Raw genomic sequence first — 16,541 nt, forward strand, 5'->3', positions numbered from 1 at the left:
CCTACATTAAAAATCAATGCAACAAGCACCTTGTTCAGCACCTGATAAATGACGGCGTAAATTAACGAATAACTCACGACCACAGCCTGTATTATTGGCACTTAAATCAGGAATTTCATCTTGGCGAGCATTTAATGTTTGCTCATCAACAAGCAACGTTAACTCACCTGTTTTACCATTAACGCGAATGATATCACCATCACATACTTTGGATAGTAAACCACCATTTACAGCTTCTGGAGTAACATGAATTGCGGCAGGTACTTTACCTGAAGCCCCTGAAAGTCGACCATCTGTAACTAATGCTACTTTATAGCCTTTATCCATTAATACGCCTAAAGGTGGCATAAGTTTATGTAATTCAGGCATACCATTCGCTTGTGGTCCTTGATAACGTACAACAACCACACAATCTTTATTTAGCTCACCAGTTTCAAACTTAGCAGCAATATCATGTTGGCTATTAAACACAACAGCAGGCGCTTCGATGATTTTATTTTCATCAGGTACCGCAGAGGTTTTCATTACGGCTCTACCTAAATTACCTTGCATCACTTGTGTGCCACCATGTGATGAGAATGGGGTATTAATATCCGCAATCACATCTTTATCTAAAGAGCTTATAGCGCCTTCACGCCAATCAAGTTTACCGTCATTTAACCAAGGCTCTAAGGTATAACGCTCAATACCAAATCCTGCAACAGTGTTCACATCGCGATGAATTAAGCCTTTTTTCAGTAGTTCGCGAATAATTAGTGCAATACCACCGGCTGCTTGAAATTGATTAATATCGGCAGGACCATTTGGATAAATGCGTGCAATAAGCGGAACAACTTGCGACAGTTCAGAAAAATCATCCCAATTAATAATAATACCCGCCGCGCGTGCCATTGCGACTAAGTGCATAGTTAGATTAGTTGATCCCCCTGTCGTTAGCAGCGCAATAATGCCATTAACAATGACTTTTTCATCGACTAACTGACCAATAGGAAGATAATTACCTGAGTTTTCTGTTAATCGCACAATCTGATTTGCCGCCGCATCAGTTAATGCATCACGTAGTGGTGTATCTGGATGGACAAAAGAAGCACCGGGTAAATGTAATCCCATCATTTCCATGACCATTTGATTAGAGTTCGCTGTACCATAAAAAGTACAGGTTCCAATGCTATGATAAGACGCTGCTTCAGCTTCTAACAAAGCATTACGATCAACCTTACCTTCGGCATAAAGTTGGCGAATACGAACTTTTTCTTTATTCGGTAAACCACTAGTCATAGGGCCTGCTGGAACAAAAATAGCAGGAAGATGACCAAAAGAGAGAGCAGCCATAGTCAGCCCAGGAACAATTTTATCGCAGATCCCTAAATAGAGTGCGCCATCAAACATATTATGAGACAAACCGACCGCAGCAGACATTGCGATAATATCACGACTAAGGAGCGACAACTCCATACCATCTTGACCCTGAGTAACACCATCGCACATTGCAGGAACACCGCCGGCTACTTGCCCTACTGCACCAACAGCATGTAATGCTGTTTTAATTTTTTGAGGATAATCTTCATACGGCTTATGAGCCGATAACATATCATTGTAAGCAGTGATAATGGCAATATCATTATGAACCATATTTTTCAGACGCTTTTTATCTTCTGCCTGACAAGCTGCGAAACCATGAGCCAAATTACCGCAAGCCAATTGAGCACGATGCACGGTTTGGCTTTTGGCTGTTTCAATTTTGTTCAGATAAGCACGACGAGTCGCTTGTGAACGAGCAATAATACGCTCAGTCACTTGTTTTACTGTCTCGTTAAGGGGGACAAAGTCGTTCTGAATTGGATCATGATTTTTAGGGTTCATAATGATGCTTCCTTTATTCACACAAGGGTGATGAGCGTTACTATTAGCTTTAGAAAAAGAATATTTAAATTCGCTATAGTATTTGTTACCGGTAACATTGTTACGGGTAACAAGAAGAGTTGCAATACTCTTAATTGGTCTTAAACAACATCTGTGATCGACATCAATTTTTTAAGGTGATAAGTAACAGTTTTTTAATATTTGATGGGAATAAAGAGAGAAAAGTCGGTTTTTTACAAAGCTGAATCGTTTTATTTTGGAAAATGCCTTCCTTGTTGTTGATAACAAGGAAGGCAAAAATTGGATTAGCTTTTTACGCCACCGTATTCACGGCTAATTTGTTTTGCCGCTTTGATAACCATCGCACCTAATTCAGTAATACGTGAATCGGTCATTCTAGAAACTGGACCGGAAAGTGAAATAGCCGCAAAAGGCTGGTGGTGTTCATCATAAATACAAGCACCAATACAGCGAAGGCCTAAAGCATGCTCTTCATCATCGAAAGAAAAACCTTGTTTACGAGCTTGTTCTAAGTTTTCTTTTAGAGATGAAGGGAGTGTTCGGGTGTGAGGTGTATAAGCCATTAAGCCTTTTTTCTGGAGCAACGGCAGTAATTTATTTTCTGGCAAAGTAGAAAGGAATGCTTTACCTGCACCAGATGCATGCATTGGTAATTTACCGCCAATAGGGGCAGACATTCTCATTAGTGCATTACATTGCACTTGATCGACAATCACCGCATCAAATTCAATTTGGTCAAGAATTGCCAGATTAACGGTTTCGCCAGAGTCTTCCATCAATTGACGTAAAATAGGATGCACCATGACCAAAAGATTACGGGTTTGTAGAAAGCTACTGCCAACAATAAAGGCGTGTGTTCCTACAACCCATAAGCCTAAATCCCCGACTTGGCGGACAAAACCATGCTGTTGAAGTGTGGTGAGTAGGCGGTGTGTTGTGGAATTAGGTAATCCAGCTTGAAAGGCAAGATCTGTTAGGGCGATACCACCCGGAGATTCGGAAATATATTCCAATAATGTCAGTCCACGACTTAATGACTGAACAGGGCCTCCTTGTGCGGTGCTTTGAGTGGCAGTTGTTTTCGTCTTACGCACTTTTTTATTTGTAGGGGAAACTGTCATGCATACACTCCAGAAATGCTATCCATATTAATATCTATTATGAACTATCTGGTGTAATAAAACTCCTCTGATCACTGCATTTTTCAAAACAAAATGTGTGATAAGAAATATTTATTAAAAGCGTTTATCACTGAGTGAAAATCTCTCATCTTCGTCTTAGAAATCTTTGCAAAAAGATATGGTAGGATAAAAAAACAACGAAATAACAATAAAGAAAAACAAGCAAAAAACATTCTCGACTAAGAGGAAGCAACGTGGCAAACATAAAACAACAACTAGTGGAAGCATTAGGAAAACGCATCTTAGTACTTGATGGCGCAATGGGTACGATGATCCAGCAATATCAACTTACAGAAGCCGATTATCGAGGTGAGCGTTTTGCTGATTGGGATTGTGATGTTAAAGGGAATAATGATCTTTTAGTCTTAACACAACCTCAGATTATTGCAGATATACATGATGCATATTTTCAGGCTGGTGCTGATATTGTTGAAACTAATACTTTTAACTCAACATCCATTGCGATGGCTGATTATCACATGGAGTCGCTCTGTTTTGAGCTGAACGAAGAGGCGGCAAAATTAGCGAAAGCCTGTGCAGACAAATGGAGTGCCTTAACACCGGATAAACCTCGCTATGTAGCGGGCGTTTTGGGGCCAACAAATAGAACCGCATCCATATCTCCTGACGTTAACGATCCCGCTTTTCGTAATGTTTCATTTGATAAGCTGGTGGAAGCTTATCGAGAAGCAACGCGCGGATTAATTAAAGGCGGTGCTGATTTAATTATGGTCGAAACTATTTTCGACACACTAAATGCGAAAGCGGCTATTTTTGCCATTAAATGTGAATTCGAATCGCTCAATATTGAATTACCTGTGATGATCTCTGGCACCATTACAGATGCTTCAGGAAGAACCTTAACAGGTCAAACAACAGAAGCGTTTTACCATTCTTTACGCCATGCAGATGCGCTCTCATTTGGTTTAAACTGCGCGTTAGGCCCTAAAGAATTACGCCAATATATTCAAACACTCTCACAAATTTCTGAAACTTATGTCAGTGCTCACCCTAATGCGGGTTTGCCTAACGCATTTGGAGGCTATGATTTAGATGCCCAAGAAATGGCAGAGCAAATTAAAGAGTGGGCACAAGCGGGTTTTCTCAATATTGTCGGCGGATGCTGTGGAACAACGCCTGCACATATTCTCGCTATTTCACAAGCAGTAGAAGGTATTACTCCTAGAGTATTACCTTCCTTGAAAAAAGCATGTCGTCTTTCAGGTCTTGAACCATTAATCATTGATGAAAATTCACTGTTTGTGAATGTGGGAGAACGCACTAATGTCACCGGCTCTGCTAAATTTAAGCGTTTGATAAAAGAAGGTAATTATCAAGAAGCGTTAGATGTTGCGCGCCAGCAAGTTGAAAATGGCGCTCAAATCATCGATATCAACATGGACGAAGGCATGTTAGATGCTGTTGAAGCCATGACGCGTTTTCTTAACCTTATTGCTGGTGAGCCTGATATTGCCAAAGTTCCGGTGATGATTGACTCCTCTAAATGGGAAGTGATTGAAGAAGGCTTAAAATGCATTCAAGGCAAAGGAATTGTTAACTCCATTTCGATGAAAGAAGGCGAAATACCGTTTCTTGAACATGCTAAATTGGTACGTAAATACGGTGCTGCTGTTGTCGTTATGGCGTTTGATGAAGTCGGACAAGCTGATACTCGAGAGCGTAAAATTGAAATTTGTCGTCGAGCTTATCAGTTATTAACAGAGCAAGCCGGTTTTCCACCTGAAGATATTATTTTTGATCCTAATATATTTGCTGTCGCTACAGGAATTGCAGAGCATAATAATTATGCCGTTGATTTTATTGAAGTCTGCGCAGATATTAAATCTCAACTACCTTATGCCTTAATTTCTGGCGGGGTATCTAACGTTTCATTCTCATTTCGGGGTAACGATCCTGTTCGTGAAGCAATTCACTCTGTTTTTCTTTATTACGCTGTAAAAAATGGCATGGATATGGGGATTGTAAATGCAGGGCAACTTACCATTTACGACTCATTGCCAGATGAACTGCGTAATGCGGTTGAGGATGTTATTTTAAATCGTCATGAAGAAAGTACAGACAATTTACTCGCGTTGGCGGAGCGTTATCGCGGAACAAAAAGTGATGAACAAAACCATCAATTGGCTGAATGGCGACAATGGGATGTAGAGAAACGTCTAGAGTATGCTTTAGTTAAAGGGATCACCGAATTTATTGTTGAAGATACAGAAGCGTGTCGCCAACAAGCATCAAGCCCGATTGAAGTGATTGAAGGGCCATTGATGAATGGCATGAATACAGTGGGTGATCTGTTTGGCGAAGGCAAAATGTTTTTGCCTCAAGTTGTGAAATCAGCAAGAGTGATGAAACAAGCCGTTGCTTATCTTGAACCTTATATTCAGGCCTCCAAGCAAGCAGGCTCTTCTGCGGGTAAAATCTTACTGGCTACGGTAAAAGGTGATGTTCACGATATTGGTAAAAATATTGTGGGTGTTGTTTTGCAGTGTAATAACTATGAAATCATCGATCTTGGTGTGATGGTACCTTGCGACAAGATCCTGCAAACCGCGATTGATGAAAAAGTCGATATTATTGGCCTTTCAGGGCTGATCACGCCATCACTTGATGAGATGGTGAATGTTGCTAAAGAGATGGAAAGACGCGGTTTTTCTTTACCCTTAATGATTGGTGGAGCAACAACCTCTAAAGCGCATACCGCAGTAAAAATAGAGCCAAATTACAGCCATCCTACCGTTTATGTACAAAATGCATCAAGAACTGTAGGTGTCGTTGCTGCACTATTATCTGAAACACAAAAAGCCGATTTTGTTGCTAAAACGCGTCGTGAATATGAAGTTGTACGCCAGCAATATGCCAGAAAAAAACCGCGTACTCCTCCTGTTTCTTTAGCGGTTGCGCGAAATAATGCGCTACACATTGATTGGCAAAATTACACGCCGCCAAAGCCCAATCAATTAGGCGTGCAGGAAATTACTGCCAGCATCGAAATATTGCGTGAATATATCGATTGGACGCCTTTCTTTATGACGTGGTCTTTGGCGGGTAAATATCCTCGTATTTTAGAAGATGACGTGGTTGGTGAAGAAGCAAAACGTGTATTTGCTGATGCAAATACAATGCTGGATAAATTAAGCCGTGAAAAATTATTAACACCTAAAGGAATTATGGGGATCTTCCCTGCCAATCGTCTGGGTGATGATATTGTGATTTATCAAGATGAAAGTCGCCAACAAGTGCTTTTGCAAAGCTGTCATTTACGTCAACAAACTGAGAAAAATGACTTCCCTAATTACTGTTTAGCCGATTTTATTGCACCTGTTGAAAGTGGTGTTGCTGATTATTTTGGTGCTTTTGCCGTCACAGGGGGATTAGAAGAAGATACTCTCGCGAATGCTTATGATAATGCCCATGATGATTACAATAAAATCATGGTAAAAGCGTTATCAGATAGACTAGCAGAAGCATTTGCGGAATACCTTCATCAACAAGTGAGAACAAATATTTGGGGTTATAGCCCTGATGAGAGCCTCTCTAATGACGAACTTATTCGAGAAAAATATCAAGGAACGCGACCTGCGCCGGGATATCCGGCCTGTCCTGAACACACAGAAAAAGCCAAAATTTGGCAATTACTTGATGTTGAAAATCGCATTGGGATGAAACTGACAGATGCTTATGCCATGTGGCCCGGCGCTTCAGTATCGGGTTGGTATTTTAGCCACCCTGAAAGTAAATATTTTGCCGTTGCTCAAATTCAAAAAGATCAGGTCGAAGACTACGCAAAACGTCGAGGAATGAGCATAAGTGAAGTTGAACGTTGGTTAGCGCCTAATTTAGGGTATGAGTCTTAGTTTATTTTTATTCTCAGATCTCAATAATGTAATAAATAATGAGGGGATAACAATATCCCCTTGTTATTTTCACTAGTCGATCCCATTAAAGATGTTTAAGCTGTGAACTTGTATCAGAAAAAAGGACATTATAATGAACTATACTTTGTACCTTCAGAAAACCCCACCTGCTGGCGCTGAAGTGCCATTTCCTTCTTTAGCAAAAGGAAATTATCCATTAAGTGAAGTTTTAATTAATGCTTTTTTAAATCTGATGCAACTCACCGGAAGCTTAGATACAGATGCTATTTTAGATGAAAAAGCATTTGATAAAATTTGGTTGAAAGCCGAAATGACACCAGCACGAATTGAAGAGGTTGGTGACTATATTTATCATAAAATTCCTACTTCTCCTGAACCGGTTGAAGAAGAAATCATTTTATTTAAGCAGGCGATGAAAGAAGAAGAAGCGTTGTTAGCCAAAGAGAGTGGGAAAGAAGGAAATCTTCCTATTCATAAATTTGCTACAAATGATGGTTGGATAGTGACGCCAAAAGAGTGCGAAATAATCGCATCTACATTGACAAAAAAACTTCTTGAAGAAAATCATGTGTTTGTTGAACAGCTCGCAAAAATGTCACATCTTGCACATCGTTCTTTAGAAATCGCTTTAATTGATTTTGGTAAATTTAATCAATTTGCTAAGAAATATGGCGGTTATCGGGTTTATTAAAAGTAAAGAGCTTCTAAGAGAGAAGCTCTTTAAACTAAATTTATCGAGTATAAATACTAGCATTATTAATTAGTTCTATTTGCTTCTCTATTTTCGATAATATAGTAGGTGTATTTTTATCATCTGGATGACTATATTGTATAATTATGTCGATTAAAACTTCCTTTATTTTTTTTAGATTATTGGAATAATTATTTGCTTCTGTGAATTTCTTTTCATGGATTAAATTGTTAACATCGTTTTTATTAATATAACTTAAAATATTATTTATTTTAGCTTTGTATTCTTTCTCATATTCATTGTTAATTTTTTTATCTAAATCAATCAATTCTTCGAAATTATAACGTATTGATTCTATTGTTTCTTTAATTAAGGATTCATTATTTTTGGTGTTTTGTATAAAATCATTCAGTCTGGTATCTATTTGTTCTTGAGAATTATTTAGTTTTGCGTAAAACGTTGACCGTCCAGTTTTATTGATACCTGATTGTTCTTGGCCATTATGCGAAATTGAATAAAATATTGAATTTCCAGTTAGATAGATAGGTCCTTTTGTCATTGAGTTAGAGGTATTTTGGGCTGATATTACATTTATTTTTACGCAAGAAGGTGCTTTTTCATTATTCAGAGTTGAATGTGTACTAAGTGGAGTTTCGGATGTAATTCTAGTTACCATAATTGACATATCCATATGTTTTAATAAAGTGAAGTCGCAGTTTAAAAAAATATGAATAAAGTATCTTTAATAGATAAGGCATTTTTAATGGAAAGGATGAAAAATAAAAGAGAAATAATTTTTTATCTCTCTTCTATATATTGATAATTAGTTATTAATTAAAACAAAGTATCATGCAACTTACGCACAATATTATCTGCATCTTTGCCATCAACTAATAAACATAAATTATGAGTACTTGCACCGTGGCTAATCATACGAATATTGTAATTTTCTAATGTGCCGAAAATCTTAATACCTAAACCATTTACCTGTGAAAGAGAGTTACCAATCACGGCAACTAACGCCAGATCTTCTTCTACTTCAACACGGCATAATGCAGAAAGCTCGGTTAATAAGGCATTCGTTAATAAACTGCCTGATGAATTTGTTGTACCCGTTGTATCGAGGGTTAAAGCAATACTGACTTCAGATGTTGTTATCACATCAACTGAAATATGATGGCGCGATAAAATGGTGAAAATTTCAGCCAAGAAACCACGCGCATGAAGCATTTTCAGGCTATGTAACGTGAGCAATGTTTGCTTTCTACGCAGTGCGATCGCACGGAATACAGGTGGATTTTCTGTTTGTGCACAAACTAAAGTGCCGCCTTCTTCAGGGGCTTTACTTGAGCCAACAAAAACAGGAATACCGCTACGAACTGCAGGCAATAATGTCGCAGGGTGTAATATTTTAGCCCCAAAGGTTGCCATTTCAGCCGCTTCATCAAAGGCGATTTGATCAATACGATGCGCCTCTGGCACTATTCTTGGGTCGGTGCTGTAAATACCGGGTACATCTGTCCAGATATCTACACGGGACATGCCTAGTGCTTCACCAATCAGAGCGGCAGTATAGTCACTTCCACCACGCCCTAGTGTTGTCGTTCTCCCTTTTGGCTCTTGACCAATAAAACCTTGCGTTACGATAACCGTTTCTTCTAGGCGAGGTTGAATAAGGCTTTGTGTGAGTTCAGTAAGCTGCACCATATCGGGTTCGGCGTGACAAAATAGATCATTCGTTTTCATCACTTTTCTGACATCAAACCAATCTGCTTGTATACCTTTTTCACGCAATAACTCAACGAAAAGCAAAGTTGACATTAATTCGCCATGACTGACAAGCTCATCAGTTAATGCGTCAGAAGTTGCTAACGCTGCTGCTTCAGAAAGCATCTCAATATTTTCAAGCAGGCGGTTTATTTCTTGGGAAATAATTTCTGGTTGAGAAAGCTGGTTGATAATCGCGTATTCAATATCACGGACTTGTGAGAGTAAAGCTTCTCGTTGTGAAGGTTCAGTACCTGCTGCAAGTTCAATCAATAAATTAGTAATTCCCGCAGATGCCGAAAGAACGACGACACGAACTGACTTTTGTTTAAGAATAATATCTGCACATTTTTCCATTGCTGAATAGTTAGCAACACTGGTGCCACCAAATTTAGCGATAGTGTATGGTGATGATGCAGTTGAAGGCGTAGCAGTATTATCAGTCATTGTCGTATTCCTTTAGGCAAAAATGAGATGTTGGACACACTTAGGAATATCGGTTATTAAGTAGAGAGTCAATGCAGAGTGAAGAATAATCAATTTAATTAATAATCAGCTCCGTATTATCGGTTTTACCTATGTAAGTAATTAGTACTAGATTTGTTGAATGGTTTTGACCAATATCATTAAATGAGAAAGAATTGACTGTAACTATTAAATGTCAGGCTACAATCTGAGAATATTAGATTGTAATCTTAAGAGAGTATTGTGAATGAAAAATGTAAACCCAACCCAAACCTTAGCCTGGAAGGCATTAGAAAACCATTTTTCGGTTATCAAAGATACCGAGATGAAAACACTGTTTGCTCAGGAACCATCACGCTTTGAGCAATTCTCAAAGACGTTTTCAGACCAAATTCTAGTGGATTTTTCAAAAAACCGTATTACGAAAGAAACATTAGAAAAATTGCAGGCTTTGGCTAAGGAATGTGATGTTGAAGGTGCGATAAATAGCATGTTTACGGGTGAAAAAATCAACCGTACTGAAGATCGTGCTGTATTACATACCGCATTACGTAATCGTAGCAATGCTCCCGTTATTGTTGATGGCAAGGATGTCATGCCAGAAGTTAACGCTGTGCTGAATAAAATGAAGAAATTCAGTGAGCGTATTATTAGTGGTGAGTGGAAAGGTTATACAGGTAAGGCGATTACTGATGTTGTAAATATTGGTATTGGTGGTTCTGATCTTGGCCCTTATATGGTGACAGAAGCATTACGCCCGTATAAAAATCATCTTACTATGCATTTTGTTTCTAATGTCGATGGTACGCATATCGCAGAAACGCTGAAAAAATGTGATCCTGAAACAACGTTATTCCTTATCGCATCAAAAACATTTACCACACAAGAAACCATGACAAATGCACATTCAGCAAGAGATTGGTTCTTAGCCTCTGCGAAAGAGAGTGCTTTTGTTGCGAAACACTTTGTCGCGTTATCCACTAACAGCACCGAAGTGGCAAAATTTGGTATTGATACTGCCAATATGTTTGAATTCTGGGATTGGGTTGGTGGTCGTTATTCATTATGGTCAGCAATTGGTTTATCGATCGCATTATCTGTTGGTTATGACAACTTTGAGCAATTGCTGGAAGGTGCTCATGCTATGGATAACCACTTTAGAACAACAGATGCTGAAAATAACATCCCAATAATCCTCGCTCTTATTGGCATTTGGTATAACAATTTTTTTGGCACAGAAACTGAAGCGATTCTGCCATACGATCAATACATGCATCGTTTTGCTGCTTACTTCCAACAAGGTAATATGGAATCTAATGGTAAGTATATTGATCGTGATGGAAACAAAGTTAATTATCAAACAGGTCCTATCATTTGGGGTGAGCCGGGTACAAATGGTCAACATGCGTTTTACCAACTGATCCACCAAGGAACCAAAATCATCCCTTGTGATTTTATTGCTCCAGCAATTAGCCATAATCCATTATCAGATCATCATGCAAAACTGATGTCTAACTTCTTTGCTCAAACAGAAGCGCTTGCTTTTGGTAAAACACGTGAGCAAGTTGATACTGAATTTGCCGCAGCAGGTAAAGATCCTAAAACCATGGGCTATGTTGCACCTTTCAAAGTGTTCGAAGGTAATCGTCCAACTAACTCTATTCTATTAAAAGAAATTACGCCTTATTCATTAGGTGCATTGATTGCAATGTATGAACATAAGATCTTTGTACAAGGTGTTATTTTCAACATCTTCACCTTTGACCAATGGGGTGTTGAATTAGGTAAACAACTGGCTAATCGTATCCTTCCTGAATTAAAAGGTAAGGAAAGTGTTAACAGCCATGATAGCTCAACAAATAATCTGATTAATCGTTACAAAGCATGGCGTTAATCGAATAAACTGAATATAAGTAGTTGGTTAGATACAAAGGAGGTTTTTATAACCTCCTTTGTTTTTTGATTGTTTTGTGCTCAATCTGATTTTCTTTTAACGCTTTTTTAGATTATTTATGCGAAATGTTATCAGCTTTTAACTTCCATTAGTCACATCATGATATCCTTATGCATCATGACTCACACAAGCTAGGATCATCAACGCGTGATGATGAATAAATGTTCAAAAAATCAATAATTACCCCTGCACCTATCCATTGGCTACCCAGTGAGGAACATGCAACTATTCAAGAAAGTACATTAAGTTGGTTAATGGAATTAGGCTCAATGACACGGCGATTTGAACAACATTGCCAAAAAGTCACTGTAATGCCTTATCAAGAAGGATTTATTGACCTTATTGAACCCGCTGACGAAAGCGCGTGTTTACCCAAAAGTCAGCGTTATTGGTTAAGAGAAGTGGTATTGTGTGGTGACGATATTCCTTGGTTATTAGGGCGAACGTTAGTACCAGAAGAGACTCTAACAGGCGAAGACAGAAAACTGGTCAATCTAAGAACCGTTCCACTTGGGCGTTATCTGTTTCAGGAAACAACCTTAAGTCGCGATTTTATTCATATCGGGCAACAAAATGGGTATTGGCTGCGCCGTTCTCGTTTCCAGCTTTCAGATAAACCTTTATTATTAACCGAGATGTTTCTACCTGCATCACCAGTGTATAAGAAGTAATTAGGGGGAGCTAAAATTGGAGGGAAGTATGACGCAAAGTAAATGGCAAGCATATAGCCGTTTAATGCGTATAGATAAACCTATCGGAGCGCTATTATTACTTTGGCCAACTTATTGGGCTTTATGGATTGCCGCTAAAGGCTTTCCTGATTGGCATATTCTGATTGTCTTTACTATTGGCGTGTTCTCTATGCGTGCCGCTGGGTGTGTAATAAACGACTTTGCTGACCGAAAAATTGATGGCAGTGTTGAACGAACTAAAAATCGACCATTACCTAGTGGGGCTGTGACAGAAAAAGAGAGCAAAATTTTATTTATCGTATTGGTGCTCTTGTCCTTTGCATTAGTTCTAACACTTAATACCATGACTATTTGGCTCTCTGTTGCAGGGCTTGCGCTGGCATGGTTTTATCCTTTCGTTAAACGGTTTAGTAATCTACCTCAGCTTATTTTAGGTATGGCTTTTGGCTGGTCAATCCCTATGGGATTTGCTGCTGTCTCTGAAAGCTTACCGTTAGTGTGTTGGCTATTATTCCTTGTCAATATTGTTTGGTCTGTCGTTTACGATACGCAATATGCAATGGTTGATCGTAATGATGATATAAAAATTGGGGTTAAATCTACCGCCATTCTATTTGGTCGTTATGACAAAATTATTATCGGTATTTTACAACTGGTGATGTTGGCGTTATTAGTGGGTATCGGTATTTTGCTGAATCTGAAAGGTATCTACTATTGGTCGCTATTGTTAGTAACGGCACTGTTTATTTATCAGCAGAAGCTTATTGCAGAGCGTGAAAGAGCACCATGTTTCCAAGCTTTTATGAATAATAACTATGTTGGCTTTGTTTTATTTGCGGGTATTTTATTTAGTTATTTTTAAGATAAGTAAGTGCTGAAGTATTCTCTACTATTGAGTAGAAACAAAAAGGGATAAGCAATGAGCTTATCCCTTTTCTATTTAGGTCATTGCACTATTTACTGATTATTCATCAGATTCAGGCTCACTTTTTTCATCAGTAGCTTGTACTGAATTGTTATCTTCGGTGATCCCCACGCTTTCAATGGTCAAGCGAATTTCTGGTGACATTAATTTTGCAATCACTTGGTAAAGGGCAGATGCATCTGCTTTTAGGATATCTTCATTATCATTGAGATAGCCTTCTTCACGTAGCGTTGAAACTAAGGTAGAGAATACCGCTTTATCAAAGAATTCAGGTGCGTTGATACCATGTAAGACAGAAAGACGTTGTGCCAAGATACGGCTCTCTTTTTCCAATAATGCACGGCTAATTTCAGGCGCAAAATTGAGTAAGGAAAGCGTAATCCCATAGCGTTGCAAGGTTTCTCTGACGCTGGCGGCTAAAAGTTGTAATGGACGAATACGCGCTGGATTAATACGCAGTAAGCCATCACTATCACAACAAATCAGGCGCTGACGACACAGTTCTGTAATCAAAGTATTAATGACATCAGGGAGCTCTTCTTTCTCATAACGAATAAATAGTTCCGCTTTAATAAGAGGGAAGATTAACTCAACTTGTTTCATTAAATCATCACGATGAATTTTTTCATGATGTAAGACGATGCTTGCAATTAATGATGGAGTGATCATTAAGTGGATTGTGTTGTTGCGGTAGTAAGTCATTAATACCGCACTTTCACGAGGGAGCACCACAATATCACCCAGACTATCTTTTTCGACTTGGAATTTATCTGATTGCAACGCGTGTTCTAATAAGGCTTCAGCATTTTTATCAGACACAATCATGTCTGTCGAATAAGGTACATTGCGTAATAATTGCAGATAACAATCGACTTGCTCTAACAGTTGCTCTCTAGTGAGAGCACGCTGACGTGATGCCAACAAGGCTGTTGAAACAAGGTTGATTGCATTAATAGACGCCGCATTATTGATATGAACCATAATGTTATCAGCCAGTGTGCTTACTGTTGGGTTTAACCAACTTGGGCGTTGTGGCTCAATTGGGTCAATATCATCACGCCATTGTGGAACAGCCTGATTTAAGTATTGGACAACAGAAATCGGCTCACCAAAGTTCACATAGCCTTGGCCAAGATTACGTAATTTACGTAATCCTCTGACCATCTGCATAAAGCCTTCTTTCTCTTTTGTTGCGCCACGTAACTCTTTGGCATAGGTTGCCACTTCCATAACGTGTTCATATCCAATGTAAATTGGAACAACAGAGATAGGGCGTGTTTCACCGCGTAACATGGCTTGTACTGTCATTGAAAGTGTTCCTGTTTTAGGATCTAACAATCGACCTGTACGAGAACGTCCACCTTCAACGAAATATTCAATCGAGTAACCGCGTGTAAATAGCTCACCTAAATATTCGCGGAAAATGGTGGAGTAAAGCTTGTTACCTTTAAAGGTTCTTCGGATAAAGAAAGCCCCTAAACGGCGGAAAATAGGCCCTGCTGGCCAGAAATTAAGGTTAATACCTGCCGCAATATGTGGCGGTACTAAACCTTGGTGATAAAGCACATAAGAAAGCAGTAAGTAGTCCATGTGGCTACGGTGGCAAGGAACATAAACGATTTCATGCCCATCTTGTGCGAGTTTACGTACTCGCTCGGCATTATAAACGTTGATACCTTGGTAGAGCTTATTCCATGTCCAACTTAATACGCGATCACTAATACGCACCGCTTCATATGAGAAATTAGCTGCAATTTCTTCCATGATATCTGTGGCATTTTTACGCGCTTTATCGAGCGAAATTTTCTTCGCTTTTGATTCATCTTCAATCGCTTTTTCAATGGCTTTCGAGGAAAGCAATTTATTGAAGAGATCTTGGCGTGCTGGCAATTTTGGACCAACAGCCGCTAAACGCTGACGTGAAAAGTGGATACGTGCAACACGCGCGAGTTTACGGGCTATACTGGTGTCAGTACCGTGTTCGTTCGCCATTTCTCGCATTGAAACCGTAGGTGAAAAGCGAACAAAGCTATCACGACCTAGCCAGAGGATAGCGATAAATTTTTGGATACCGTTAAGCACACGTAAATGTGGAACGCCATTATGGCCTTCACGACCAGGAGAGCGTCCAAACATCACGGAAACCGGCAACATCTCGATATCAAGATGTGGGTTATTACGATGTGCATCAAGATAAGCGTGGAATGTCTTCACGGAATCTTTACGAGGATCTGGCGAGTAGTAACGGAATACTCTTGGGCCGTCATCAATAAAGACATATGCAGGAAGCTTAGTTCCACCGATCTCAATAGGTTGTAGCGGATCAGGCAATCCTAAAGAGAGACACTGCTGTCGTAATGTCAGTAAGTCCGCCTTTGAATGATAGGGCAGAACATAAAGGAAAGATCGCGACGTATCTAACCCTAATTCAGCGATAGGATCAGTCGGAACTCGTTTGCTTTTTACCAATAATTTTAGTGGTAAATTCAATGTGTTATAATATAGTTTACGCCAAGCTGACATAAATAGTTGTAGCCTCTTATTAGCAATACTTCGAAAGCATAACAGAAAGTCTTTCGTAGATCTGTGGTGCTGTGACAATATTAATAGAGAAAAGTGGCAAAATAATCGTTTGTTTTCGATAGAGTTTATTATGGCTAATCAAAATAAAGGTCTTACCCGAATCATCAAAGCTGGTGGCTATTCATACAAAGGCATTCGTGCTGCTTGGATTAATGAAGCCGCTTTTAGACAAGAAGCAATTGTGACCTTGGTTGCAATTATCCTTTCATTTTTCATCGATGTCAGTGGTCTAGAGCGCATTTTACTCATTGGTTCCGTTGTATTGGTTGTGATCTTGGAACTGGTAAATAGTGCAATAGAAGCCGTTGTCGATCGAATTGGATCTGAATACCACGAATTATCCGGACGTGCAAAAGATATGGGTTCTGCCGCCGTTCTGATTGCTATTATATTGGGATTATTTACTTGGGTAACCATTCTTTGGGGGCATTTCTTCGCATAAAGTTAAAAAATTCGATTTTTGTCGAAAAATAATCCAAAGATGCGTGTTTTATATTCATTTAAGG

At 39.1% G+C, this 16,541-nt stretch carries 11 protein-coding genes; 6 read left to right on the plus strand and 5 right to left on the minus strand.

All coding sequences use genetic code 11. From position 1 onward, the window contains the following. Positions 1-6: 6 nt before the first annotated feature. Both edd and iclR read right to left on the minus strand, forming a co-directional pair. Positions 7-1,863 (minus strand): phosphogluconate dehydratase, encoded by a 1,857-nt coding sequence (gene edd / locus GTK47_RS04030; RefSeq protein ID WP_165122228.1) that lies wholly within the window; start codon positions 1,861-1,863, stop codon positions 7-9. Positions 1,864-2,168: 305 nt separating this feature from the next. Beyond that, positions 2,169-3,005: a glyoxylate bypass operon transcriptional repressor IclR gene (iclR, locus tag GTK47_RS04035; protein WP_075673076.1), complete on the minus strand. Its 837-nt coding sequence runs from the start codon at positions 3,003-3,005 to the stop codon at positions 2,169-2,171. A gap of 254 nt (positions 3,006-3,259) precedes the next feature. Between iclR and metH the strand changes: the two genes are divergently transcribed. After that, entirely contained in the window at positions 3,260-6,937 is a 3,678-nt protein-coding gene (gene metH / locus GTK47_RS04040) for a methionine synthase (protein WP_165122229.1), read from the plus strand. A 133-nt stretch (positions 6,938-7,070) separates the two neighbouring features. Then, positions 7,071-7,649, plus strand: a complete 579-nt coding sequence (locus GTK47_RS04045; protein WP_241256066.1) for a hypothetical protein — start codon at positions 7,071-7,073, stop codon at positions 7,647-7,649. A gap of 40 nt (positions 7,650-7,689) precedes the next feature. On the opposite strand, the gene GTK47_RS04050 is transcribed toward GTK47_RS04045, so the two are convergent. Continuing rightward, the gene (locus GTK47_RS04050) at positions 7,690-8,325 is read right to left on the minus strand and encodes a hypothetical protein (RefSeq protein ID WP_165122230.1); all 636 of its coding nucleotides are present in this window, start codon (positions 8,323-8,325) and stop codon (positions 7,690-7,692) included. A 158-nt stretch (positions 8,326-8,483) separates the two neighbouring features. Continuing rightward, on the minus strand, positions 8,484-9,863 hold the full coding sequence (gene lysC, locus GTK47_RS04055; protein ID WP_165122231.1) for a lysine-sensitive aspartokinase 3: 1,380 nt from the start codon (positions 9,861-9,863) through the stop codon (positions 8,484-8,486). 265 nt (positions 9,864-10,128) lie between these two features. Between lysC and pgi the strand changes: the two genes are divergently transcribed. The 3 genes from pgi (at position 10,129) to ubiA (ending at position 13,389) form a co-directional block, all read left to right on the plus strand. Further along, the gene (gene pgi, locus GTK47_RS04060; RefSeq protein ID WP_165122232.1) at positions 10,129-11,775 is read left to right on the plus strand and encodes a glucose-6-phosphate isomerase; all 1,647 of its coding nucleotides are present in this window, start codon (positions 10,129-10,131) and stop codon (positions 11,773-11,775) included. A gap of 221 nt (positions 11,776-11,996) precedes the next feature. Further along, the gene (ubiC, locus tag GTK47_RS04065; RefSeq protein WP_165122233.1) at positions 11,997-12,506 is read left to right on the plus strand and encodes a chorismate lyase; all 510 of its coding nucleotides are present in this window, start codon (positions 11,997-11,999) and stop codon (positions 12,504-12,506) included. A gap of 28 nt (positions 12,507-12,534) precedes the next feature. Then, positions 12,535-13,389, plus strand: a complete 855-nt coding sequence (ubiA, locus tag GTK47_RS04070; protein ID WP_088494414.1) for a 4-hydroxybenzoate octaprenyltransferase — start codon at positions 12,535-12,537, stop codon at positions 13,387-13,389. Between the two features lie 102 nt (positions 13,390-13,491). Here the strand turns inward: ubiA and plsB are convergent, their stop codons facing one another. Continuing rightward, positions 13,492-15,975: a glycerol-3-phosphate 1-O-acyltransferase PlsB gene (plsB, locus tag GTK47_RS04075; RefSeq protein WP_165122234.1), complete on the minus strand. Its 2,484-nt coding sequence runs from the start codon at positions 15,973-15,975 to the stop codon at positions 13,492-13,494. Between the two features lie 130 nt (positions 15,976-16,105). Between plsB and GTK47_RS04080 the strand changes: the two genes are divergently transcribed. After that, a complete protein-coding gene (locus GTK47_RS04080) occupies positions 16,106-16,477 on the plus strand; it encodes a diacylglycerol kinase (protein ID WP_006536373.1) in 372 nt (123 codons plus the stop codon). Positions 16,478-16,541: the final 64 nt, after the last annotated feature.

Origin of the sequence: Proteus sp. ZN5 (genome assembly GCF_011046025.1) — a bacterium.
Taxonomy (GTDB): Bacteria; Pseudomonadota; Gammaproteobacteria; order Enterobacterales; family Enterobacteriaceae; genus Proteus.

Coding starts and splice junctions, on each gene's coding strand:
- iclR (WP_075673076.1), bottom strand. CDS start 3,005: ATGACAGTTTCCCCTACAAATAAAAAAGTGCGTAAGACGAAAACAACT.
- edd (WP_165122228.1), bottom strand. CDS start 1,863: ATGAACCCTAAAAATCATGATCCAATTCAGAACGACTTTGTCCCCCTT.
- plsB (WP_165122234.1), bottom strand. CDS start 15,975: ATGTCAGCTTGGCGTAAACTATATTATAACACATTGAATTTACCACTA.
- GTK47_RS04050 (WP_165122230.1), bottom strand. CDS start 8,325: ATGGTAACTAGAATTACATCCGAAACTCCACTTAGTACACATTCAACT.
- ubiC (WP_165122233.1), top strand. CDS start 11,997: ATGTTCAAAAAATCAATAATTACCCCTGCACCTATCCATTGGCTACCC.
- GTK47_RS04045 (WP_241256066.1), top strand. CDS start 7,071: ATGAACTATACTTTGTACCTTCAGAAAACCCCACCTGCTGGCGCTGAA.
- GTK47_RS04080 (WP_006536373.1), top strand. CDS start 16,106: ATGGCTAATCAAAATAAAGGTCTTACCCGAATCATCAAAGCTGGTGGC.
- ubiA (WP_088494414.1), top strand. CDS start 12,535: ATGACGCAAAGTAAATGGCAAGCATATAGCCGTTTAATGCGTATAGAT.
- lysC (WP_165122231.1), bottom strand. CDS start 9,863: ATGACTGATAATACTGCTACGCCTTCAACTGCATCATCACCATACACT.
- pgi (WP_165122232.1), top strand. CDS start 10,129: ATGAAAAATGTAAACCCAACCCAAACCTTAGCCTGGAAGGCATTAGAA.